The following is a 20,234-nucleotide window of genomic DNA, read 5'->3' as shown; positions in this document are numbered from 1 at the left end:
TGGAGAACAGGAGATGTCATGCTGAAAAGAACCCTTGCAATCGCCGCGTTGTTCGCGGCCCTGGGCACGGCCCATGCGCAGACCGGCACGGTCTCTGCGATCTGCAGCACTGACCAGGCGTGGTGCGAACTTGCAGCGCAGGAGTTCACGCGCACCACGGGCATCAAGGTTCTGCAAACCCGCAAGGCCACCGGCGAAGCACTCGCGCAGATCCGCGCCGAGGCGTCCAACCCGAAGACGGATATCTGGTGGGGTGGCACGGGCGACCCGTTCTACCAGGCGGCTGAAACAGGCTTGCTCGACCCGTACCGGCCCGAGTACCTGAATGACCTGCACGGATGGGCGGTGCGCCAGTACGCGATGAGCCAGAACTATGTGGGCGGCTTCTATACCAGCGCGATCGGTTTCGGCTGGAATGAAGACCTGCTGAAAAAGAAGAAGCTGCGCGCACCGAAGTGCTGGAAGGACCTGCTCGATCCGCGTTACAAGGGCGACATCGAAACCTCGCACCCTGCATCGAGCGGCACGGCCTACACGATCCTGGCGGGGCTGGTGCAGCTGATGGGCGAAGACCAGGCGTTCGACTACCTCAAGAAGCTGCACAAGAACGTCACGCAGTACACGCGCAGCGGCACGGCGCAGGCTCGCAGCGTTGCCAAGGGTGAGGTCGCTATCGGCGTGAGCTTCATTTTCGGTTTCGAGAATGAGCGCATCACCAACAAATTCCCGGTTTACTCGGCGGCGCCCTGCGAAGGCACCAGCTATGAAATCGGCGGCATTGCGCTGATCAAGGGTTCGCGCAACCGCGAAGGCGCCAGGCGCTATTACGACTGGCTGATGAGCAAGGAAGGCCAGCAGATCGGCGCGCGCGCCAACAGCCTGCAGACGCCCGCCAACAAGACGTTCGCGCCTGACCCGCGCATCCCCAAGACGGACGACGTGCGCCTCATCAAGTACGACTTCGAGAAGTACGGCCGGGCGGCAGAGCGCAAGCGGCTGGTGGACAGGTGGGTCAGGGAAGTCGAGTCCCAGCCGCGCTGAGCCGCCTTGACAGCTGGAACTAATGCCGGCCTAAATGTCCGTCCCTACAGTCGGGGTATTCCCTTTTTGAGGAAAGCCCCATGTACACCCGCCCCCACCGCACCAACTCTCGCATGGCCGTCGTCCTCTTCGCTCTTGCCAGCCTGATAGCCACCTCGTTCAGCGCGGTGCTCGTGTGGGGGCCAACCCTCACGCCAGTGCTCGTTGTCGCAGCGCTCGCCGCGTCGGGCGCGTTGCTGGCCGGTCTGGCCCGGTTGCGCGAGCTGATCCGCGAGTGGCGCTGGAACGCGGGCCACCGCCTGCACTAGAAGCATCATTGCTTCGGAAAGCCAAAAGCCACTATGCGAGTCCTACTAGTCGAAGACGACGAAATGATCGGCCAGAGCCTGAAGCAGGCCCTGGGTTCGAACGGTTTTTCTGTCGACTGGGTCAAGGACGGCGTGCTGGCCCAAAGCGCATTGGCTGATGGCGACTACGCGTGCATGCTCCTCGACTTGGGTTTGCCCAAGCGCGACGGCATCGAGGTGCTGCGCAAGGCGCGCAGCATGGGCGACCACACACCGGTGCTCGTGCTCACGGCGCGCGACGGCATTGACGACCGCATCAATGGCCTGGATGTCGGCGCCGACGACTACATCCTCAAGCCCTACGACTTTCGTGAATTGCTCGCCCGCATGCGCGCGGTGATCCGCCGCCGTGATGGTGCGGCGCATTCGGTGATTGGCAGCAATGAAGTGCAGCTCGACATCACGACCCGTGAGGTCGTGGTGGTTGGCGAGCGCTCGCAATTGTCAGCCCGCGAGTTCGCGCTTTTGCATGCTTTGCTCGAGCGGCCCGGCGCCATCCTTTCGCGCGAGCAGCTCGAAAACCGCATCTACGGCTGGGGCGAAGAAGTCAGCAGCAACGCGGTGGACGTATTGATCCACGGCATGCGCCGCAAGCTGGGGGCCGACACGATCCGCAACGTGCGCGGCTTGGGCTGGCGCATAGCAGCGGGCACGCCCATCGCGGCGCGACAGGAGGAGCCGCAATGAGCTTCCACCCGGTCTTCCATGTGTTCCCGACGGGGCGCATGTGCTCGCTGCGGCGCGCCTTGATGCTCTGGTTGATCCCGCTGTTCCTGCTGGTCGGCGTTGTGTCTGCCGGGTTCTCGTACTGGAGCTACAACCGCATGGTCGGCGAGTTCATGGACGAGCAGATGATGCAGCTGGCCAATTCCATCGCCGCACAGGAAGACACTGTCGCGCCGAAGTCGCCGACGATTGAGCGCATCCATCACTACGGCGCGTATGTGGTGCAGGTGTGGGACAAGGAAGGCCGCCAGCGCTTGAACTCCTATGCGCCGCTGACGGCGGGTTTGCAGCCGGAAGCGGGCCTGAAGGATGTCGTGTCCAACGACACCACCTGGCGTGTGTACTCGACGGATGCGAGCGGCGTGTCCGGGCGGCGCGTGCAGGTGTTCCAGAGCGGCACGTTCCGCTCGAAGCTCGCGATCGAGCGTGCTGGCGCGGCCATCGCGCCCGTGCTGATCCTGCTGCCGCTGGCCATCCTCACACTCTGGGGCGTGGCTGCGTCGATGTCGCGCGCCGTGCAGGACATCGGCCGTCAGGCCGCCTTGCAGGACGAGCATCACATCACCGAATTGCCGCTGGACCGGGTGCCCGCGGAGATTCGTCCGCTGGTCGTGTCGTTCAACAGTTTGCTCACGCGATTGCGCGACGCTTTCGCGACGCAGCGCCGCTTCGTGCAGGACGCAGCGCATGAGTTGCGCACCCCCATCACCGCTGTTGCGCTGCAGCTGGAGAACGTGCGGCACGACTTGCCGGCGGGTTCGTGCCGCGAAAGTTTCTCGCAGCTCGAAGCAGGTGTCGTTCGTGCGCAGCGGCTTGTCGACCAGCTGCTGCGCCTGTCGCGCCAGGAAGCGCCGTTGGTTGAAGCTGCCCGGACGGTCGACTTGCAGGCGCAATTGCACGAGAGCATGAATGCGCTCATCACGCTGGCCGACCAGCGCAATATCGATCTCGGGCTGGTGCCCAGCGAGGGCCCGGCGCCGACGTTCAAGTGTTCCCCAGCGGACTTGCGCAGCGTGCTCGACAACCTCATCGAGAACGCGTTGCGATACACGCCTGAAGGCGGTGTGGTGGATGTGCGCGTCGTGAACGATGGTGCGAAGCCCGCCGTTGAAGTCATCGACACCGGCCCGGGTATTCCGCCCGATTTGCTGTCACGCGTGTTTGATCGCTTCTTCCGTGTGCCGGGTAGCAGCGTGCGCGGCAGCGGCCTGGGTTTGGCCATTGCTGCATCTGCGGCGCAACGATGCGGCCTTCGTATTGAGTTGCGCAATCGTGATGATCGCAGTGGGTTAGTTGCGCGCGTCGAGCCTGCCTGACTTCGTTCTTGCGCACTCTTGTTATTCAGGGCGGTGCCGCGGCCGCCGGCCACCCGCCGTTCGCAGCCTACCCCGAACAGCAGCGCAAAGAAAAGACAAGCGCTAACTCACACCTAAGCAACCCCTAAGGACCAGCTAAAGGCCAAAACCTACAGTGACATCACGGTTGATGCAGGAACAAACAAAGCACCCGCAACAACCGAAGTTCACTCACTTGTCCACACTGAAAGGTCCATCATGAATTCCAAAGCCATCCTCGCCGTCGCCGCATTCGCAGCCATCGCATCCGCCGGCGTTCGCGCTGACGAAGCAGATGCATCGCAATTCGCGCTGCAATTCACCTCGACGCGCCCCGTCGCTGAAGTGAAGGCAGAAGCCATCGTCGAAGCGAAGTCGCACAGCACCATTCCGGCTGCCTCCAAAGTGATGGAGCCGATGAAGACTTCCACCGAAGTCCGCACGGTGCGCGCACAAGCCATCGAAGCTGTTCGCCTGGGCCAGATCGGCTACGGCGAAGCCGGCGGCCTGTAAGAAGTCATGCGGCGCCTGTCGCCGCCTGCCAAACAAAAAGCGCCCCGTGGGGCGCTTTTTGTTTGGCAGCTTGACCGGTCAGAACGTGACGGTGATGGCCTCGCGGCTGGCAAAGTCAACCGTGACATGCAACTGGGCGGGGTATGGATGAGCAGCGCGCCCCGCGATGGCGATGCCGGCCATTTCTTCGTCGACAGGAACGACCGGGTTTTGACCATGCTGCAGCGTCAACGTGTGGACGGCGTCGCAGCCGGCAACATGCGTGCCCCAGGTTTCAAGGGCCAAGGCGCTCAGTGGCAGCAGGTCGATGTTCATGATGAGTGCGTGGTGTCTGCAGGAAGTCCTGCTGCGTTTTGGACGAAAATCCAGGCTGGTGAGGAAGTTCCGGCGGCTACTGTAACCAGCGGCTTGCCGGTGTGCTCTTCCTTCGCCGGTGCAGGGCCCGTCAAAATCGGCGGCCCGTCCAATTTGTCACGATTGCAACTAATCCATGAGCCAAAAACAAACCCTCTCGTTCCAGGCCGAGGTGGCGCAGCTCCTTCACCTGGTCACGCACTCCCTGTATTCCAACAAGGAGATCTTCCTGCGCGAACTGATCTCCAATGCGTCGGACGCCTGCGACAAGCTTCGCTTCGAAGCGCTGGACAACAACGCGCTTTATGAGTCTGCACCCAGCCTCGAAGTGCGGGTGTCGTTCGACAAGGCGGCCAAGACACTCACCATTGCCGACAACGGCATCGGCCTGTCGCAGCAGGAAGCCATTGACAACCTCGGCACGATTGCCAAGAGCGGCACGCGCGAATTCATGGGCAAGCTCTCGGGCGACCAGAAGGCAGACGCGCAGTTGATCGGCCAGTTCGGCGTGGGCTTTTATTCAGGCTTTATCGTCGCCGACAAGATCACCGTGGAGTCGCGCCGTGCCGGCGCTGCGCCAGAAGACGGCGTGCGCTGGGTCAGCGGCGGCGCCGGTGACTTTGAGGTAGAGACCATCACCCGCGAGCAGCGCGGCACCAGCGTCACGCTGCACCTGCGCGACGACGCGCTCGACTACCTTTCAACCTGGAAGCTCAAGGCGATCGTCGCCAAGTATTCCGACCACATCTCGCTGCCCATCCTCATGCGCAAGGAAGAGTGGAAGGAAGGCGAAGACAACAAGGGCGGTGAGATGGTGCTCACCGATGAGTGGGAAACCGTCAACCAGGCGAGCGCGCTCTGGTCGCGCGCCAAGAAAGACATCACGCCCGAGCAATACCAGGAGTTCTACAAGCAGATCTCGCACGACAGCGAGCCGCCGCTGGCGTGGTCGCACAACCGCGTCGAAGGCTCGACCGAATACGTGCAGCTGCTCTACATCCCTTCGCGGGCACCGTTCGACTTGTGGAACCGTGACAAGGCCGCTGGCGTGCGCCTGTACGTCAAGCGCGTCTTCATCATGGACGACGCCGAAGCGCTGCTGCCTGTGTACCTGCGTTTCGTCAAAGGCGTGATCGACTCGGCCGACCTTCCGCTCAACGTCAGCCGCGAGCTGCTGCAGGAAAGCCGCGACGTGAAGGCGATCCGTGATGGCAGCACCAAGCGTGTGCTGTCGATGCTCGAAGACCTCGCGAAACTCGAGAAGGACGAGAGCGCCAGCGAAGAAGACAAGGGCAAGTACGCCAAGTTCTACGCTGAATTCGGCGCGGTGCTCAAGGAAGGCCTGGGCGAAGACTTTGCGAACCAGGAGCGCCTGTGCAAGCTGCTGCGCTTCTCGTCCACAACCACCGATGCACCCACGGTGTCCCTGGCCGACTACAAGGCACGCATGAAGGAAGGCCAGGAGGCCATCTACTACATCACCGCCGAAACACTCGCAGCCGCCAAGAGCAGCCCGCAGCTCGAAGTGTTCCGCAAGAAGGGCATTGAAGTGCTGCTGATGGCTGACCGCGTCGATGAATGGGCGCTGTCGCACTTGCAGGAATTCGACGGCACGCCAATGCAGTCGGTCGCCAAGGGCGCGGTGGACCTGGGCAGCCTGCAGGACGAAGCAGAGAAGAAGGCCGCCGAAGAAGCAGCCGAAGTCTTCAAGCCCGTGCTCGACAAGCTGAAGGAGGCTTTGAAGGACAAGGCGCAGGACGTGCGCGTGACGTCACGCCTGGTTGATTCACCCGCCTGCCTGGTGGCCAGCGACGGCGGCATGAGCACGCAGCTTGCGCGCATGCTTAAGCAGGCCGGCCAGAAGGTGCCGGACTTGAAGCCCGTGCTGGAAGTGAACGCCGAGCATCCGCTCGTCAAGAAGCTGGAAAGCTCGGATCACTTTGATGACCTGGCGCACATCCTGTTCGACCAGGCATTGCTGGCCGAGGGCGGCCTGCCGGAAGACCCGGCTGCCTACGTCAAGCGGGTGAACGCGCTGCTGGCCTGACGACCGGCAGAAGCTGCGCCACGTGCGCAGCCCAGCGCAGGGCGACTACTTCGCTGCGCGCCGCGCCGTGCGCGTGGCGCGCTTCGCGCTGGCAATGAAAACCTGGCTCTCGCGCGCCGCCGATTCGTGCTGGCGCGCGATCGAGCCGCATACCAGGTCGCATAGCGCGAACACGCCGGGGTCAGCAATGCGGTAGTACACCGACGTGCCGCGGCCCTCGCGCTGCGCGAGGCCGCGCTGCGTCAGCACCGACAGGTGCCGCGACACATTGGCCGACGTGTGCCCCAGCTCGGCCGCAATCTCGCCGACATTGCGCTCGCCCGAGCGCAGCAGATTCAGGATTTGCAGGCGAGTCGGCTCGGCCAGCGCCTGGAAATACGCGGCCACCTGCTCCATCGCCGCGGGTGAGAGACCTTCCATTGCTTCTTTCCTTGCCTTCCACGGAGTCGTCAGATTGTAGTTGCTTGACTATTTAACTATGTAATTGAATAATAGATCAATGGTCCAACAAAGTCACCCATGACAGAAATGACGACTGCACTGCCGACCCAACCGTCTATTGATTCCCGCCCTCGCGTGGTTGCGCGGCGGCCCGTTGCCGCGTGGGCCGTGGCTGGCGTCGTGCTCGTCGGTGCTGTACTTCTGGCGATACGTGCGTTCGCGCCCTCAACGGCTCCTGTCGCGCAGACCGGCTCGGCGGCGCAGGATCTGCCCGCCTTGCAAGTTGCGATTGCCACGGCGGCAGGCGGATCGCAAACTGCTGCATTCGATGGCCTCGTGCAGGCCGTGCGCCAGACCAGCGTTGCGGCGCAGGTGTCCGGTGCCGTCGTCGCCATCGAAGTCAAGGCAGGCGATACGGTGCGTGCAGGCCAGGTGCTGCTGCGCATTGATGCACGCGCTGCCCAGCAGACCGCGGCCGCTGCCACCGCGCAAGTCGGCGCCGCACGCGCCGAGCAGGAAGTGGCCACGCGCGAACTGGAGCGGCAGAGGGCGCTGTTCAAGCAGAACTTCATCAGCCAGGCCGCGCTCGACCGGGCGGAAGCGCAATACAAATCAACAGTCGCAGGCGCGGCCTCACAGCTCGCTTCCGCTGGTGCCGCCAACACGCAGACCGACTTCCACGTGCTGCGCGCTCCGTACGACGGCGTGGTTGCCGAGGTGGCGGCAGTGGTGGGCGACATGGCGATGCCCGGTCGCGCGCTGATGACCGTCTATGACCCGCGTGCGCTGCGCGTGAGTGCGGCAGTGCCCGAATCAGCAGCGGCGGCGCTTGCACCCGGCCAGTTGCCCCAGGTGGAAATCCGCGGCGCGCAGCCGGCGCGGGTCGTCCCGTTGAACGTGCAGGTGCTCCCGGCTGTCGATCCGGCCAGCCACACGCTCGAAGTGCGGCTCGACCTGCCGGCGGGAAGCGCCGTGCGGCCCGGCATGTTCGCGCGCATCTGGATGCCGCTCACCGTCGAAGGCGCGCCAGCACGCTTGTTCATTCCTTCACAAGCGCTGTGGCGCCAGGGCGAGCTCACCGCCGTGTATGTCGTTGGCGAAGGCGGGCGCGCGCTGCTGCGGCAGGTGCGCGTGGGCCGCGCGGAGGGTGAGCGCACTGAGGTGCTGGCAGGTATTTCTGCGGGCGAGCGGGTCGCGCTCGATCCGCAGGCAGCGGCCCAGCGACGTTGAGCTCGCAAGCACGCACTGACCTCACAGCACACACGCCTCAGCGCCCATGACAACCCCCACAACATCCCAGATGCGCCCCAGCCCACGCCTCGGTGTCTCCGGCCGCATCGCAGCGTTCTTCCTGCATGCGCAAATCACGCCCTTGCTCGCGCTGGTGGCGTTGCTGCTCGGCGTGTTCGCCGTGATCGTCACGCCGCGTGAGGAAGAGCCGCAGATCAACGTGACGATGGCCAATGTCATCATCCCGTTTCCTGGTGCGTCGGTTCGCGATGTGGAGCAGATGGTGGCGGGTCCCGCCGAACAAGTGCTCGCGCAGATCGCCGGTATTGAACACGTCATGTCCGTTTCGCGCCCGGGCGTGGCTGTCGTGACAGTGCAGTACAAGGTCGGCGTGCCGCGCACCGAGGCGCTGGTGCGGCTGTACGACACCGTGAATTCGCATGCTGACTGGTTGCCCGCCGGCTTGGGCGTGGGCCAGCCGATCATCAAGCCCAAGGGCATCGACGATGTCCCCATCGTGACCTTGACCCTCTTCTCGCGCGACGCTGCCATCGGCCCGCGTGAACTCGAGACGGTTGCCCATAGCCTGGAGGCAGACCTCAAGCGCGTGGCGGGCACACGCGAAGTGACGACGCTCGGCGGGCCGGGCAGGGCCGTGATCGTCGAGCTCGACCCGCAGCGCATGGCCGGCTCGGGCGTGACGGTCGCGGAAATGCGGCAGGCGCTGCAATCCGCCAACCTCGGCCTTCCGCTGGGTGACCTGCTGGCAGGCAACCGCGCGATTGCACTCGAAGCGGGCCCCTATCTTCGCGACGCGCGCGACCTGGGCGACCTCGTCGTCGCCGTGCGCAATGGCCGGCCTGTGGACCTGCGTGAAGTCGCGACGATCCGCGATGGCGCACCGCCTGCAACGCATTACGTGTGGCATGGCGTCGCCAAAGAGCGCGCGGAGTTTCCCGCAGTCACGGTGCAAGTCACCAAGAAGCCCGGCGAGAACGCGATCGATGTCGCAGACGCCGTCGTGCGTCGCACCGACCAGCTGCGCAACACGCTCATCCCGAAGGCCGTTGACGTAGCGCAGACGCGCAACTACGGCAAAACAGCCAACGACAAGGCGATGAAGCTCATCGAAAAGCTGCTGTTCGCCACCGCCTGTGTTGTCGCGCTCGTGTTCGTGGCACTGGGCCGCCGCGAGGCCGCCATCGTTGGCGCCGCCGTGGTGCTCACGCTCACGGTGACGTTGTTTGCTTCGTGGGCCTGGGGCTTCACGCTCAACCGTGTGTCGCTCTTCGCGCTGATCTTCTCGATTGGCGTGCTGGTGGACGACGCCATCGTCGTGGTCGAGAACATCCACCGGCACCAGGCGCTTCACCCTGAGCGATCGCTCGCGCAGTTGATCCCCGGCGCTGTCGATGAGGTCGGCGGCCCGACGATTCTCGCGACGCTCACCGTCATCGCTGCGCTACTGCCAATGGCTTTCGTCTCGGGGCTGATGGGGCCTTACATGAGCCCGATCCCGATCAATGCGAGCATGGGCATGTTGCTCTCGCTCATCGTGGCCTTTACCGTCACGCCATGGCTGGCTCGCCTGTGGATGAAGCCTTCCACCGGCACTGCGCATCCGCCCGCGCGAGTGGCGCAGTGGATCGAGCGCGTGGCAGCGCGTGTGTACACGCCTTTGCTGGATGACACGCGCGGCTCGCGCAATCGCAGGTGGCTTGCTTTTGCGATCGGCGTGTCGATCGCCGTATCCGTCGCATTGCCCGCGCTCGGGCTGGTGGTGCTCAAGATGCTGCCGTTCGACAACAAGTCGGAATTCCAGGTGGTGGTTGATATGCCTGCCGGCACGCCACTTGAAAAGACAGCCGGTGTGCTGCGCGAACTGGGCGCGTTCCTCGCGCAGCAGCCTGAGGTGGTGGACTATGAAGCGTATGCGGGCCTGGCAGCGCCCATCAACTTCAATGGGCTGCTGCGGCAGTACTACCTGCGCGCAGGCGGCGAGGTGGGCGACCTGCAAGTCAACCTCGCCGACAAATCGATGCGCCACGAGCAAAGCCACGCGATCGTGATGCGCCTGCGGCCGCAGTTGCAGGCCATCGGCCTGCGCCTGGGCGCGAACGTCAAGCTGGTGGAAGTGCCACCCGGCCCGCCCGTGCTCGCGCCTATCGTCGCGGAGGTGTATGGCCCCACAGCCGAGGGGCGCCGCGCCGTCGCGAAAGACGTGCGCGCGATCTTCGAGCGCACACCAGGTGTCGTCGATGTGGACGACAGCAGCATCGCACTCGCGCCGCGCAAGCTATTGCTGGTGGACAGGCGCAAGGCCGCTGCGCTGGGCGTGTCGCAGCAGGCGGTGGTCTCCACCTTGCGCGTGGGCCTCGCGGGGGACGAAGCGGCGTTCCTGCGCGACGAGAGCAAGTACCCGGCTGCGGCTGTCCTGCAACTGCCCGCGCAAGCGCAAGGCGATATCGACGCACTGTTGCAACTCGGCGTGCGCGGCTCTGCCGGGCAAGTGGTTCCGATTCGCGAGCTGGTGACGGTGAGCGACACGCTGCGCGAGCAGCCTGTGCACCACAAGGACTTGCTGGCCGTGAACTACGTGACGGGCGACATGGCCGGCCAGCTCGACAGCCCGCTCTACGGCATGTTCCGCATGCGAAGCGAACTCAAGTCGTTGGCAGTGCCAGGCGGCGGTACGCTGCAGGAATACTTCATCGCTCAACCTGCAGACGCGTATCGTGAATACGCGCTGAAGTGGGATGGCGAGTGGCAAGTCACGTACGAAACCTTCCGCGACATGGGGGCGGCCTATGCCGTCGGCCTGGTGCTGATTTACCTGCTGGTCGTCGCTCAGTTCGGCTCTTACCTCGTGCCGCTGATCATCATGGCGCCCATTCCGCTGACGATCATTGGCGTGATGCCGGGCCATGCTTTGTTCGGCGCTCAGTTCACGGCGACGAGCATGATCGGCATGATCGCGCTGGCCGGCATCATCGTGCGCAACTCGATCCTGCTGGTGGACTTCATCCACCTGAAGCAGGCGCAGGGCATGGCGCTGAAAGAAGCCGTGGTGGCATCAGCCGCAACGCGCGCGCAACCGATCTTGCTCACGGCACTGGCGGCCATGCTGGGTGCGCTGTTCATCCTGGACGACCCGATTTTCGGCGGGCTCGCCATCTCGCTCATCTTCGGAATCATGGTGAGCACGCTGCTCACGCTCGTGGTGATTCCGTTGCTGTATTTCGCAGCTGCGAGCCGCCAGGCGCGCAGCCGCACCACGTTAACTACCCAAGGAGCTTCTTCATGACCTCATGGCAAATCGTTCGCCTGTTCGCGGGCACGTTCATCCTCGTTTCGCTGTTGCTGGGTGTGCCGGGCAGCCCGTTGTTCGTGAGCCAGTGGTGGCTCGCGTTCACGGCATTCGTCGGTGCCAACCTGCTGCAAAGCTCGCTCACCAAGTGGTGCCCGCTGGAGATCATCCTGCGCCGCTTCGGCGTGCGCGCAGGCTGCTAGGGCCCAGTGCTCAGGCCTCGAAGCCGCCCGCTTCGCGCACGGCCTTCGCCTCGACGCCCGCGAGCATCGCGATGAATGCAGCCGCTGCTTGCGGTTGCTGCGCCTTCGAGCAGACACCGGCGGTGTAAACCGTCGCCAGCTCGAATTCCTTCGGCAGCACATCGGCCAGTTGCACGCCTGGCGTGTAGAGGATTTCCGTGACCTGCGTGCAGCCGATCACGCCTGCCTCAGCCGCTCCGGCCATCTCGCGCATCGCTGTCGCGCCATTCGGGAACGCGCGCAGACGCGGGCCCAGCTCGTCGGCGATGCCGAGCGTGCGCAGCACCTTCATGAAGTGAATCCCCGCAGTCGCCTTCAACGGGTCGGGAAAGTAGATGCCGTCAGCCGCGAGCAGTGCAGCGCGCAGTGCCTCAGGGCCCGACACATCCGGCACGCGCGCACCCGCCTTGACGGCAACACCCGTGCGCACAACTCCCACAGCCACATCACTGCCGGCAACCACATGACCGTCGGCGACGAGCTGGGCTATCAGTTGCTGCGTGAGGATCAGCGCGTCGCACGGCTCGCCTGCGAGCAGCTTGTCGCGCATCGCACCCACCGCGTTGAACGTGCCCTCGACAACAACCCCGGCTTCGTGCAGCAAGCGCTGCTGCAACTGCCCCACCAACCCTTGCGCTGCGCCACCACTCAAAAGCCTGATGCGTTGAACCACTTCACTCCGCCTTGATGTTGGCCGTCTTGATCACGCGCGACCACTTCGCGATGTCGTCCTGCAGGTATTTCTCGAACACAGTGGGCGACATCACCATGGGCGTCGCGCCCTGCTTGCCCCACTGCTGCTTCACGTCGGGCTGGCTCGCGATCTTCGACACGGCTTCATTCAACCTCGCAACGATGGCCGGCGGCGTGCCTTTGGGTGCCATCAGTCCGAGCCAGATCGTGGCTTCGTAATTCGGCACGCCCGACTCGTGCACGGTGGGCACATCGGGCAGCACGTTGGAGCGCTGCAGGCCTGTCGTGGCAATGGCTTTGACCTTGCCTGCACGCACCACCTCAGCCATCGTGGTGACGGCATCGAACATCAAGTCAACCTGCCCACCCATCACGTCGGTGCGCGCGCCGGAGCTGCCGCGATACGGAATGTGGACGAGGTACACACCGGCCATGCTCTTGAAGAGCTCGCCGGCCATGTGATACGGCGTGCCCGGGCCGGACGACGCGTAGTTCAGCTTGCCCGGCCGCTCCTTCGCCAGGCGCAGCAGATCCTTGAGGTTGTTCGCGGGCACCGAAGGGTGGGCGACCAGCACCAGGTCGGAATAGTTGATCGGCGCGATGCCCACGAAGTCGCGCATCAGCACGAACGGCTTGGCGGCCATCAGTGTTTCATTCACCGTGTGCGTGTTCGACATCAAGAGCAGCGTGTAGCCGTCAGCGGGCGACTTCGCCACGATGTCCGTGCCGAGCACCGAGCCGCCGCCCGGCTTGTTGTCGATCACGAACGACTGGCCGAGCGACTCCTGCAGCCGCTGCGCGATGAACCGCGCGTAGTTGTCGGCTGGCCCGCCAGCAGCGAAGGGGACCACGATGCGAACCGCACGCGCGGGCCACGCCTGTGCTGGTGGCTGCGTCTGAGCCTGTGCCTGCGTCTGTGCATGCGATGCGCACGCGCACAGCAGCGCTAGCGCCGCGGACCAAAGGCGAATCGACATGTTCATCACTCGACCTTCCCGATTTTCTTCACCACATCGGACATGCGGCGCACATCGCCTTGCACATACTTTTCAAAGTCGGGCGTGTCCTGGTAGAGCACCGGGCTGCCGGCGTTGAGGATCACCTGCTTGACTTTGTCGTCATTGGCGGCAACGCGCGCTGCAGCACGCAACCGCTGCGCAACAGGCTCTGGCGTTGCAGCAGGAATGAACAGCCCCGACCACTGCGCATATTCAGCGTTGAAGCCTGCGTCCTTGAGCGACGGCACATCGGGCAGCGCGTCGAGCTTCGCGCTGCCCCAATGCGCGAGCACGCGCAGCTTGCCGGCCTTCACGTGCTGCAGCACCGTCGCTGGCCCTGACGACACGGCATCGATCTGGCCGCCAAGCAGCGCAACGACCGCCGGCCCTGCGCCGGTGAACGGCACGTGCGTCATCTTGATGCCGGCGTTCTGCGCGAGGATTTCCATCGGCACATGCATGGTTCCGTAGTTGCCCGACGAGCCGTAGTTGATCGCGCCGGGGCGCTTCTTCGCGTCGTCCACAAAGTCCTTGACGCTCTTCCACGGCGATTCGGCGCGCACGGCGAGCACCGTGGGGTCGGCCGTGAACCGTGCGATCGGCCGCAGCGAAGCAAAGCTGTACATCTGCGCGCGGCCCAGGATCGTGTCGGCCTCGGGGATCACGCTGTACGACGACAGCGCCATCAGGATCGTGTAGCCATCGGCCGTTGCCTTGGCAACTTGCGCCATGCCAATGCCGCCGCCCGCGCCGCCCTTGTTCTCGATCACCACGGGCTGGCCGAGGTCGCGCGACATGGCTTCGGCCACAGGGCGGGCAACCAGGTCAGCGAGGCCGCCCGGCGGAAAGGGCACGACCATGGTGATCGACTTCGTGGGATAGGCGGCAGAAGCGGTCTGGGCCTGCGCTGCGAGCGGCAGTGCGCTCAGCGGCAGTGCCACCGAAAGGGCGGCGGCCAGGGCGAGGCGGCGATTGAGGTGGCTATCCATGGAGACTCTCCTGTGGATGGTTAGCATGCTACATTGCCTTTCACCCAAGCCAGAGAGTTTTCCCCATGAGGATTGCAGCGTATATCCATGGTGGCCGCGCCTTTGCCGGCCTTGTCTCGGCCGACTCGCAGTCGGTGCAGCCCATCCAGTTGCCGGGGGCTGATCCAGCGCTCGGCGCCTTGCCGCTGATTGAGGCGCTCGTGCGCGGCGAACAGCTTGCTGCAGCGGGTGACGCAGTCGCCATCGCCGATGTGCAGCTCACGGCCCCATTCCCCCGCCCGCGCCGCAACATTTTTTGCGTGGGCAAAAACTACTACGCGCATGCACGCGAATTCGCAGGCAGCGGCTTTGATTCCAGCGCGAAGTCGGGCGGCGACATTCCCGCGCATCCGATCATCTTCACCAAGGTGCCTGAGTGCGTTGTGGGCCCGTTCGACGACATCGTGATGCCGCAAGGCGTCTCGGACGCAATCGACTACGAGGCCGAGCTGGCCGTGGTGATCGGGCGTGGCGGCAAGGGGATCAAGGCCGCAGACGCGATGAGCCATGTGTGGGGCTACACCATCGTGAACGATGTGACGGCGCGCGACTGGCAATCGCGGCACCAGCAATGGCACCTGGGCAAATCATTCGACACGTTCTGCCCGATAGGCCCATGGGTCGTGAGCGCCGACGAGTGCGACGGCGCGAACACACAGGTCAAGTGCTGGGTCAATGGCGAGCTGCGCCAGGACGCATCGACGAAAGACTTCATCTTCGATATCCCAACCTTGGTGCAGACGATCTCTGCAGGCATCACGCTGTACCCCGGCGACGTCATCGCGACGGGAACGCCTGTGGGTGTCGGCATCGGGTTCAAGCCGCCGAAGTACCTGCGGCCGGGCGACACGGTCCGTATGGAAATCGCCGGTATCGGCACCATCGAAAATCGTGTGCGGTAGTACCCGCGCCCGTTAAAACGCTCTTCCGTCAGGCGTGCGCCTGACGCAAAATGGCCCGTCCGCCGGACTCAGCAGTCCGGCTTGCGCCTGGCTTGGAAGGGCTTTCGATGCATACATTCAAACTGGTTGCCGCGGCGTCGCTCGCGGCAATTTCGTTGGCGGGTTGCGGCGGCGGCGATGCGCCTGCCGGTGCCGGGCTCCAGCCGCAAGCCTCCGTGCAGCGCACCGGGCCGACAGCGCCCTCGGCGCCTGCCACGGCCGCGTCGCTGCAGGGCCTGCCCCAGGCGAGCACTGCGACGCGCGGCCCGCTGGCCACAGGTGCCGACTTCGGCTATTCGGTCAACCCGCAAAACCGCGAACAGGTCAGGCTTTTCTACAAGACGGTCTTTGCTTCCAGCGAAGGCTTTGACAGCGGCTGGACGGGCAACGTCGCAGGCTGCGTTGCCGGGGAAACTTCCTCTGAGTACAAGGCTGCCGTGTTGCGCCGCGTGAACTGGTTCCGCGCCATGGCGGGTGTGCCCGCCACGGTGCAATTCGATCCGACGCTCAGTGCCAAGGCGCAGCAGGCTGCGTTGTTCATGTCGGCGAACAACACGCTCACCCACACCCCCACCTCTGGACTCTGCTTTAACGCCACTGTCGCTGAAGCGGCGGGTAAGTCGAACCTGGCGTTCGGCTCGTCGGGCGTCGAGAGCATCACCAACTACATCAATGACTCGGGGCCCAGCAACAACGTCGCGGGTCACCGGCGCTGGCTGCTCTATCCGCAAACCAGGTTGATGGGCACGGGCGACATCACGGGCTCGCCGCAGACCAACGCAATCTGGATCCAGGACAGCCATTTCTTCGATGCTCGCCCTGCGGTGCGCGACACCTACGTCGCCTGGCCCGCCAAGGGCTACTCGCCCTACACCACCACGTATGCGCGCTGGTCGTTCTCGCATCCGCTGGGCACCTTCACGAACGCCACCATCACGATGACGGAGAACGGCATCCCGATCTCCACCTGCAAGGAAACCGTGCAGAACGGCTTTGGCGAGAACTCGGTGGTGTGGCGCCCGAAGTGCATGGCCGACGGCGCCACCTGGGACAAGCCTGCGGGCGACACCACGTACCACGTCACCATCTCGAACATCGTGGGTGTGGCACCCACGAGTTACGACGTGATCGTGTTCGACCCGGATGTCGCAGGCACGGGCGACGGGCCGATCACCATTTCGGGCGCAGCGTCGATCCCCGCTGCGAAAGACACGGCCTATTCATTCGCTGCCGTGCCAGGTGCCACGTCGTATCAATGGCGCTGGCTGCAGTCCGACCCCTACACGCTCAACGACGGCGCTGAAAGCGGCGCCGGCAACTTCGCCGCGCCGGTCAACCCTGGCTACAGCGTCGTGGCGACGGATGTGAAGGCGCAAGGCGGCGCATCGTTCCACCTCACGCATGCGCCGGGCGTCGACCAGAGCCTGGTGCTCAACACGATGTTGGGCGTGACGCCCACGACGCAGCTGGAATTCAAGAGCCGCCTGGGCGTCGCAACGCCTGCGCAAGTGGCGCTGGTGGAAATCTCGACCGACGATGGGCACGCCTGGGTTCCCATTTACTCGCAGGCCGGCACGGACCAGCCCGGCGAGACCAGTTTCAGCACGAAGACGCTTTCGCTCGCCAGTTATGCCGACCGCACCGTGCGGATTCGCTTCCGCTACCAGCGCCTGGCGGTCGGCGCGTACTACAACCAATCGGACGCCGGCGTCGGCTGGTATCTCGACGACATCAAGATCACGGGCGCCACGGCTGTCTCGGTGATGAACACAAGCGAGGCCGGCACGCCGACATTCAACTTCTCGGGCGCTGGTGTGGGCAATGTGCTGCTGCAAGCGCGCCCCGGCATGAACGGCTACTTTGCTGAATGGGGCATGACCAAAGCCGTGGCCGTGACCGCCGCCATCGACCGGCGCGATTGCCTGTTCAACTGGGCCGAGGCGGCGCTGCCGGGAATACTCGCCCCCCACGTGGAGTCGTTCGACTACCTGGGTTTCTATTTGCGCTACTACCCGGCCACCAACTTCTATCTGGGGATCAACTCGGGTGACTCGAGCGTGTACTACTACTTCAATGGCAACCTGGTGAACCTCGGCAATACCGAGGGGTGGTTCAACACGGCGGGCTGCCACTGATCCATCGTGTGAACGGGCCCTAGACCACGAGCGGCGGCTCAGCCATGGCTTCGACCTGCTCTTCGAGCATCTGCACCTGGCCCTGCCAGTAGTCGCTGCTGCCGAACCACGGAAAGTTGATCGGGAAGATCGGATCGGCCCAGCGGCGGGCGAGCCACGCGCTGTAGTGAATCAGGCGCAGCGTGCGCAGCGGCTCGATCAGCGCGAGCTCTTCGCGGTTGAACTCGCGCATCGTCTCGTAGCCATCGACCAGCGGCCCCAGCTTTGCCTGCCGCTGCGCGCGGTCGCCAGACAGCAGCATCCACATGTCCTGCACCGCGGGGCCTGTGCGCGCATCGTCGAGATCGACAAAGTGCGGGCCTTGCGCGGGCACCCACAGGATGTTGCCCGGATGGCAGTCGCCATGCAGGCGGATGAACTTCAGGCCGCCGTCCGTCGTGTCGCCCAGCGGCGAGTCTTCGATCATCGCAAGCGCCTCGTTGCACTGCTTCTCCCAGGCCGACTGCACGTCCAGCGGAATCACGTTCTGTGTGAGCAGCCAGTCGCGTGGCTCGTGGCCGAACGTCGAAACGTCCAGCGCGGGCCGGTGCGTGAATGGCTTTGACGCACCGATGATGTGGATGCGCGCGAGAAAGCGGCCAATCCACTCCAGCACTTCGTTGTCGTCGAGTTCAGGCGCGCGCCCGCCGCGACGCGGGCTCACGCTGAATGAAAAGCCGCCGAACTCATGCAGCGTCTTGCCGCCTAGCACGAGCGGGCCGACCATCGGCACTTCGCCAGCCATCAACTCAGCCGCGAATGAATGCTCTTCCAGAATCTGCGCCTCGCTCCATCGCCCCGGGCGATAGAACTTGGCCACCACGTCGTCGTTGCCCTCGTACGCATCGCCCAGGCGCACCTGGTAGACACGGTTTTCGTACGAGCTCAGCGCCATGAGGCGGCCGTCGCCCTCCAGGCCCACACTGGCGAGCGCATCGAGAACCAGGTCGGGCGTGAGAGATTCGTAAGCGTGCAGGGACATGCTGCGATTGTGGGGCCGCGTCCTGCAACGCCTTGCGCGCCCTCTAGCCGGGCAGCGACAGGATGTGCCCTACGCGTGGATCGCCCTTGCCGGCCAGCACCGTTGCGTAAGCCTCGACCACGGCTTCAGCGCCCTGGTGGCGCCTGACCTCGAGCCAGGGCGTTGCAGGGTTGCTCACCTTCGCGCTGAACGCATGCCACGCAGCGACCAGCCGTTTGCCCAGCTCGTTGCCGCCCCATTCGGTCTGGCGCTTCTTGATTTGCGCGGGCGCGAAAAACAGCACCGCACGTGGGCCGGGCAGGTCTTTTGCGCCGCCGAGATGTTCGACGTGTGTGCCGCCGATGGAGCAGCTGTACTTCAGGTTTGCAAAACGCGTGTGAATGGCGCGGCGCAGATCCGAGTTGCCCGCGAAGTCGGTGTAGACGCAGGCCGTGTCAGCGGGGATCTGGTCGAGCTCGTCGTAGGCCAGCACGCGCGTGTAGCAGCCAAGGCTTTCGCAGAACGCTTTGTTCGATGCAGACGTGAGGCCAATGACTTCGATGCCCGGGCGCTGCTTCAGCTGGAATGCCGTGCCGTAGGCCGTCTTGCTCGACGCGCTCGACAGCAGCACGGTGGTGGCACCGAAGAAGTCGTTGTCGGCAAAAAAGTCGTCGATCAGCCATGACGTGATGAAAAGCGGCCGCAGCAACGCTTGCGCATCTTCTGTGTCGGCCGTGTAGAACGGATCGCTCGCGGCGCGCACATAGCTGTTGTACACGGCGTGCAGCTCTGCGCGGTGCGGCGCAGCATCGCTGAAACCTGCGGGTGTGAGGCGGTCTGGCTGCAGCACGGCAAAGTTTGACATGGGCCAGTAGCCGTAGAGTCGCTCGCCCACCGCTACGCCGGGATGCTGCGACTGCACGACGCTGGCAAAGCCCCACACCGGAACGATGCCCCAGCCTTCTTCGCCACTCGGAAAAAACCGCCAGTAATTCATCGCATCGCCGAACGCGGCGTAGGTGATGTTGTTTGCAGTGAGTGCGAACGCATCGACACGTACGCGAATCTGCCCGGCGGCAAGCGGCGCGTCATCGCGAGACACAAGTCGGGTGGTGGCCAGCTCGTTCTGGCGCACATGCAAGGTGGTGGTGGTCATGCCGACAAGGTAGCCCAAACGTCTCGCCGCATCAACAAGGATTGGCTGCATAGGCGACACGTCAGTATGCGCCGTGGAACTAGTGCGCAGGGGCCGTTACCAAGTCCGGCCTCATCAAAGGGTTCGCGTCCTCATCCATTGGACCTTCAGGAGTCGTAGCTTTGCCGTTTGCCGATTTCTCCCAGTTCGCCCATGCGCTCTGTCGTTGTGCCGGCATTGCCACTCCACAGCTTGAGCCTGACGGCGCGGGCGTCGTCGCGTTTCACCTCGTCATTCAAGAGGTGGTCGTCGATGTATTTCAACTGCCCGCGTTGGGCGACGAGCCATGTGACGATGCCTTCGTTGCAGTGACTTTCGGCTCGATTGCGCAAGGCATGGAGCTGGACGCGTTGCAGGTGATGGCCGAGGCGAACTACACGATGCTGGGCCATGCAGCGCCCGTGTTCGGCATGAATCCTGCCACGGGCGAAGTCGTGATGCGCCAGCACATCGCCCTGTCCAGAGTCGATGCCCAAAGCGCCTTCGACTCCATCGTGCGCCTGACCGGCATTGCCTTGCGCTGGCGGGCGGACCCGACGCTCGCGCCCGACGAGCCCAGCGGCAATGCAGTGGATGTGCACCGCCTGGCGTGATCGCAAACCACGTTCACTCGATGAAGGCAATGGGCACAAGTGCTGATGCCAGTGTGGCCGTGCATGGGC

General features: G+C 64.3%; 19 protein-coding genes. 12 read left to right on the top strand and 7 right to left on the bottom strand.

What is annotated here, in order from left to right; translation table 11 throughout:
* Positions 1–18 precede the first annotated feature (18 nt).
* The 5 genes from GHT07_RS16285 (at position 19) to GHT07_RS16265 (ending at position 3,961) form a co-directional block, all read left to right on the top strand.
* The gene (locus tag GHT07_RS16285; RefSeq protein WP_153586165.1) at positions 19–1,041 is read left to right on the top strand and encodes an ABC transporter substrate-binding protein; all 1,023 of its coding nucleotides are present in this window, start codon (positions 19–21) and stop codon (positions 1,039–1,041) included.
* Positions 1,042–1,121: 80 nt separating this feature from the next.
* On the top strand, positions 1,122–1,349 hold the full coding sequence (locus GHT07_RS16280) for a hypothetical protein (RefSeq protein WP_153586164.1): 228 nt from the start codon (positions 1,122–1,124) through the stop codon (positions 1,347–1,349).
* Between the two features lie 33 nt (positions 1,350–1,382).
* A complete protein-coding gene (locus GHT07_RS16275) occupies positions 1,383–2,075 on the top strand; it encodes a response regulator (protein WP_153586163.1) in 693 nt (230 codons plus the stop codon).
* Positions 2,072–3,430 carry an ATP-binding protein gene (locus tag GHT07_RS16270; RefSeq protein ID WP_228488390.1) on the top strand — a complete coding sequence of 453 codons (1,359 nt, stop codon included), beginning with the start codon at positions 2,072–2,074 and terminating at the stop codon, positions 3,428–3,430. The genes GHT07_RS16275 and GHT07_RS16270 overlap by 4 nt, the downstream gene beginning before the upstream one ends.
* Before the next feature lie 237 nt (positions 3,431–3,667).
* Positions 3,668–3,961 carry a DUF4148 domain-containing protein gene (locus tag GHT07_RS16265; RefSeq protein WP_153586162.1) on the top strand — a complete coding sequence of 98 codons (294 nt, stop codon included), beginning with the start codon at positions 3,668–3,670 and terminating at the stop codon, positions 3,959–3,961.
* Between the two features lie 78 nt (positions 3,962–4,039).
* Here the strand turns inward: GHT07_RS16265 and GHT07_RS16260 are convergent, their stop codons facing one another.
* On the bottom strand, positions 4,040–4,276 hold the full coding sequence (locus tag GHT07_RS16260; RefSeq protein WP_153586161.1) for a hypothetical protein: 237 nt from the start codon (positions 4,274–4,276) through the stop codon (positions 4,040–4,042).
* Positions 4,277–4,451: 175 nt separating this feature from the next.
* Here GHT07_RS16260 and htpG point away from each other — a divergent pair, with 175 nt between their 5' ends.
* Complete coding sequence (gene htpG, locus GHT07_RS16255; RefSeq protein WP_153586160.1) at positions 4,452–6,362, top strand: molecular chaperone HtpG; 1,911 nt, start codon at positions 4,452–4,454, stop codon at positions 6,360–6,362.
* 45 nt (positions 6,363–6,407) lie between these two features.
* On the opposite strand, the gene GHT07_RS16250 is transcribed toward htpG, so the two are convergent.
* Complete coding sequence (locus tag GHT07_RS16250) at positions 6,408–6,782, bottom strand: ArsR/SmtB family transcription factor (protein ID WP_153586159.1); 375 nt, start codon at positions 6,780–6,782, stop codon at positions 6,408–6,410.
* A gap of 99 nt (positions 6,783–6,881) precedes the next feature.
* On the opposite strand from GHT07_RS16250, the gene GHT07_RS16245 reads away from it, so the two are divergent.
* Genes GHT07_RS16245 through GHT07_RS16235 form a run of 3 tightly spaced genes read left to right on the top strand, consistent with a single transcriptional unit; the run spans position 6,882 to position 11,543 of the window.
* On the top strand, positions 6,882–8,033 hold the full coding sequence (locus GHT07_RS16245; RefSeq protein ID WP_153586158.1) for an efflux RND transporter periplasmic adaptor subunit: 1,152 nt from the start codon (positions 6,882–6,884) through the stop codon (positions 8,031–8,033).
* A gap of 46 nt (positions 8,034–8,079) precedes the next feature.
* Positions 8,080–11,337: an efflux RND transporter permease subunit gene (locus tag GHT07_RS16240; protein ID WP_228488389.1), complete on the top strand. Its 3,258-nt coding sequence runs from the start codon at positions 8,080–8,082 to the stop codon at positions 11,335–11,337.
* Entirely contained in the window at positions 11,334–11,543 is a 210-nt protein-coding gene (locus GHT07_RS16235) for a YgaP family membrane protein (protein ID WP_153586157.1), read from the top strand. Before GHT07_RS16240 ends, GHT07_RS16235 begins: the two co-directional genes overlap by 4 nt.
* 10 nt (positions 11,544–11,553) lie before the next feature.
* Here the strand turns inward: GHT07_RS16235 and GHT07_RS16230 are convergent, their stop codons facing one another.
* Genes GHT07_RS16230 through GHT07_RS16220 form a run of 3 tightly spaced genes read right to left on the bottom strand, consistent with a single transcriptional unit; the run spans position 11,554 to position 14,262 of the window.
* A complete protein-coding gene (locus GHT07_RS16230; protein WP_323740975.1) occupies positions 11,554–12,255 on the bottom strand; it encodes a molybdate ABC transporter substrate-binding protein in 702 nt (233 codons plus the stop codon).
* Position 12,256: 1 nt separating this feature from the next.
* Entirely contained in the window at positions 12,257–13,252 is a 996-nt protein-coding gene (locus GHT07_RS16225; RefSeq protein ID WP_194792966.1) for a tripartite tricarboxylate transporter substrate binding protein, read from the bottom strand.
* Between the two features lie 5 nt (positions 13,253–13,257).
* A complete protein-coding gene (locus GHT07_RS16220; RefSeq protein WP_153586155.1) occupies positions 13,258–14,262 on the bottom strand; it encodes a tripartite tricarboxylate transporter substrate binding protein in 1,005 nt (334 codons plus the stop codon).
* 65 nt (positions 14,263–14,327) lie between these two features.
* Between GHT07_RS16220 and GHT07_RS16215 the strand changes: the two genes are divergently transcribed.
* Both GHT07_RS16215 and GHT07_RS16210 read left to right on the top strand, forming a co-directional pair.
* Positions 14,328–15,203: a fumarylacetoacetate hydrolase family protein gene (locus GHT07_RS16215; protein ID WP_153586154.1), complete on the top strand. Its 876-nt coding sequence runs from the start codon at positions 14,328–14,330 to the stop codon at positions 15,201–15,203.
* A gap of 107 nt (positions 15,204–15,310) precedes the next feature.
* Positions 15,311–17,377, top strand: coding sequence for a CAP domain-containing protein (locus tag GHT07_RS16210; RefSeq protein WP_194792965.1), 2,067 nt, complete (start codon positions 15,311–15,313; stop codon positions 17,375–17,377).
* A gap of 19 nt (positions 17,378–17,396) precedes the next feature.
* Here the strand turns inward: GHT07_RS16210 and GHT07_RS16205 are convergent, their stop codons facing one another.
* Positions 17,397–18,398, bottom strand: a complete 1,002-nt coding sequence (locus GHT07_RS16205; RefSeq protein WP_153586152.1) for a serine/threonine protein kinase — start codon at positions 18,396–18,398, stop codon at positions 17,397–17,399.
* Between the two features lie 43 nt (positions 18,399–18,441).
* Complete coding sequence (locus tag GHT07_RS16200; RefSeq protein ID WP_153586151.1) at positions 18,442–19,533, bottom strand: DUF2855 family protein; 1,092 nt, start codon at positions 19,531–19,533, stop codon at positions 18,442–18,444.
* Between the two features lie 161 nt (positions 19,534–19,694).
* On the opposite strand from GHT07_RS16200, the gene GHT07_RS16195 reads away from it, so the two are divergent.
* The gene (locus tag GHT07_RS16195; RefSeq protein ID WP_153586150.1) at positions 19,695–20,165 is read left to right on the top strand and encodes a type III secretion system chaperone family protein; all 471 of its coding nucleotides are present in this window, start codon (positions 19,695–19,697) and stop codon (positions 20,163–20,165) included.
* The last annotated feature ends 69 nt before the right edge of the window (positions 20,166–20,234 follow it).

The sequence above is a fragment of the Caenimonas koreensis DSM 17982 genome (assembly GCF_009646335.1).
Lineage (GTDB): Bacteria > Pseudomonadota > Gammaproteobacteria > Burkholderiales > Burkholderiaceae_C > Ramlibacter > Ramlibacter koreensis.
Note: the sequence above shows the minus strand (reverse complement) of the source record. Positions and strands in the feature narration are given on the sequence as shown.

What these genes read in the sequence shown, in the direction of transcription:
- GHT07_RS16285 (WP_153586165.1), top strand. Translation starts at nt 19, where the DNA reads ATGCTGAAAAGAACCCTTGCAATCGCCGCGTTGTTCGCGGCCCTGGGC.
- GHT07_RS16280 (WP_153586164.1), top strand. Translation starts at nt 1,122, where the DNA reads ATGTACACCCGCCCCCACCGCACCAACTCTCGCATGGCCGTCGTCCTC.
- GHT07_RS16275 (WP_153586163.1), top strand. Translation starts at nt 1,383, where the DNA reads ATGCGAGTCCTACTAGTCGAAGACGACGAAATGATCGGCCAGAGCCTG.
- GHT07_RS16270 (WP_228488390.1), top strand. Translation starts at nt 2,072, where the DNA reads ATGAGCTTCCACCCGGTCTTCCATGTGTTCCCGACGGGGCGCATGTGC.
- GHT07_RS16265 (WP_153586162.1), top strand. Translation starts at nt 3,668, where the DNA reads ATGAATTCCAAAGCCATCCTCGCCGTCGCCGCATTCGCAGCCATCGCA.
- GHT07_RS16260 (WP_153586161.1), bottom strand. Translation starts at nt 4,276, where the DNA reads ATGAACATCGACCTGCTGCCACTGAGCGCCTTGGCCCTTGAAACCTGG.
- htpG (WP_153586160.1), top strand. Translation starts at nt 4,452, where the DNA reads ATGAGCCAAAAACAAACCCTCTCGTTCCAGGCCGAGGTGGCGCAGCTC.
- GHT07_RS16250 (WP_153586159.1), bottom strand. Translation starts at nt 6,782, where the DNA reads ATGGAAGGTCTCTCACCCGCGGCGATGGAGCAGGTGGCCGCGTATTTC.
- GHT07_RS16245 (WP_153586158.1), top strand. Translation starts at nt 6,882, where the DNA reads ATGACAGAAATGACGACTGCACTGCCGACCCAACCGTCTATTGATTCC.
- GHT07_RS16240 (WP_228488389.1), top strand. Translation starts at nt 8,080, where the DNA reads ATGACAACCCCCACAACATCCCAGATGCGCCCCAGCCCACGCCTCGGT.
- GHT07_RS16235 (WP_153586157.1), top strand. Translation starts at nt 11,334, where the DNA reads ATGACCTCATGGCAAATCGTTCGCCTGTTCGCGGGCACGTTCATCCTC.
- GHT07_RS16225 (WP_194792966.1), bottom strand. Translation starts at nt 13,252, where the DNA reads ATGTCGATTCGCCTTTGGTCCGCGGCGCTAGCGCTGCTGTGCGCGTGC.
- GHT07_RS16220 (WP_153586155.1), bottom strand. Translation starts at nt 14,262, where the DNA reads ATGGATAGCCACCTCAATCGCCGCCTCGCCCTGGCCGCCGCCCTTTCG.
- GHT07_RS16215 (WP_153586154.1), top strand. Translation starts at nt 14,328, where the DNA reads ATGAGGATTGCAGCGTATATCCATGGTGGCCGCGCCTTTGCCGGCCTT.
- GHT07_RS16210 (WP_194792965.1), top strand. Translation starts at nt 15,311, where the DNA reads ATGCATACATTCAAACTGGTTGCCGCGGCGTCGCTCGCGGCAATTTCG.
- GHT07_RS16205 (WP_153586152.1), bottom strand. Translation starts at nt 18,398, where the DNA reads ATGTCCCTGCACGCTTACGAATCTCTCACGCCCGACCTGGTTCTCGAT.
- GHT07_RS16200 (WP_153586151.1), bottom strand. Translation starts at nt 19,533, where the DNA reads ATGACCACCACCACCTTGCATGTGCGCCAGAACGAGCTGGCCACCACC.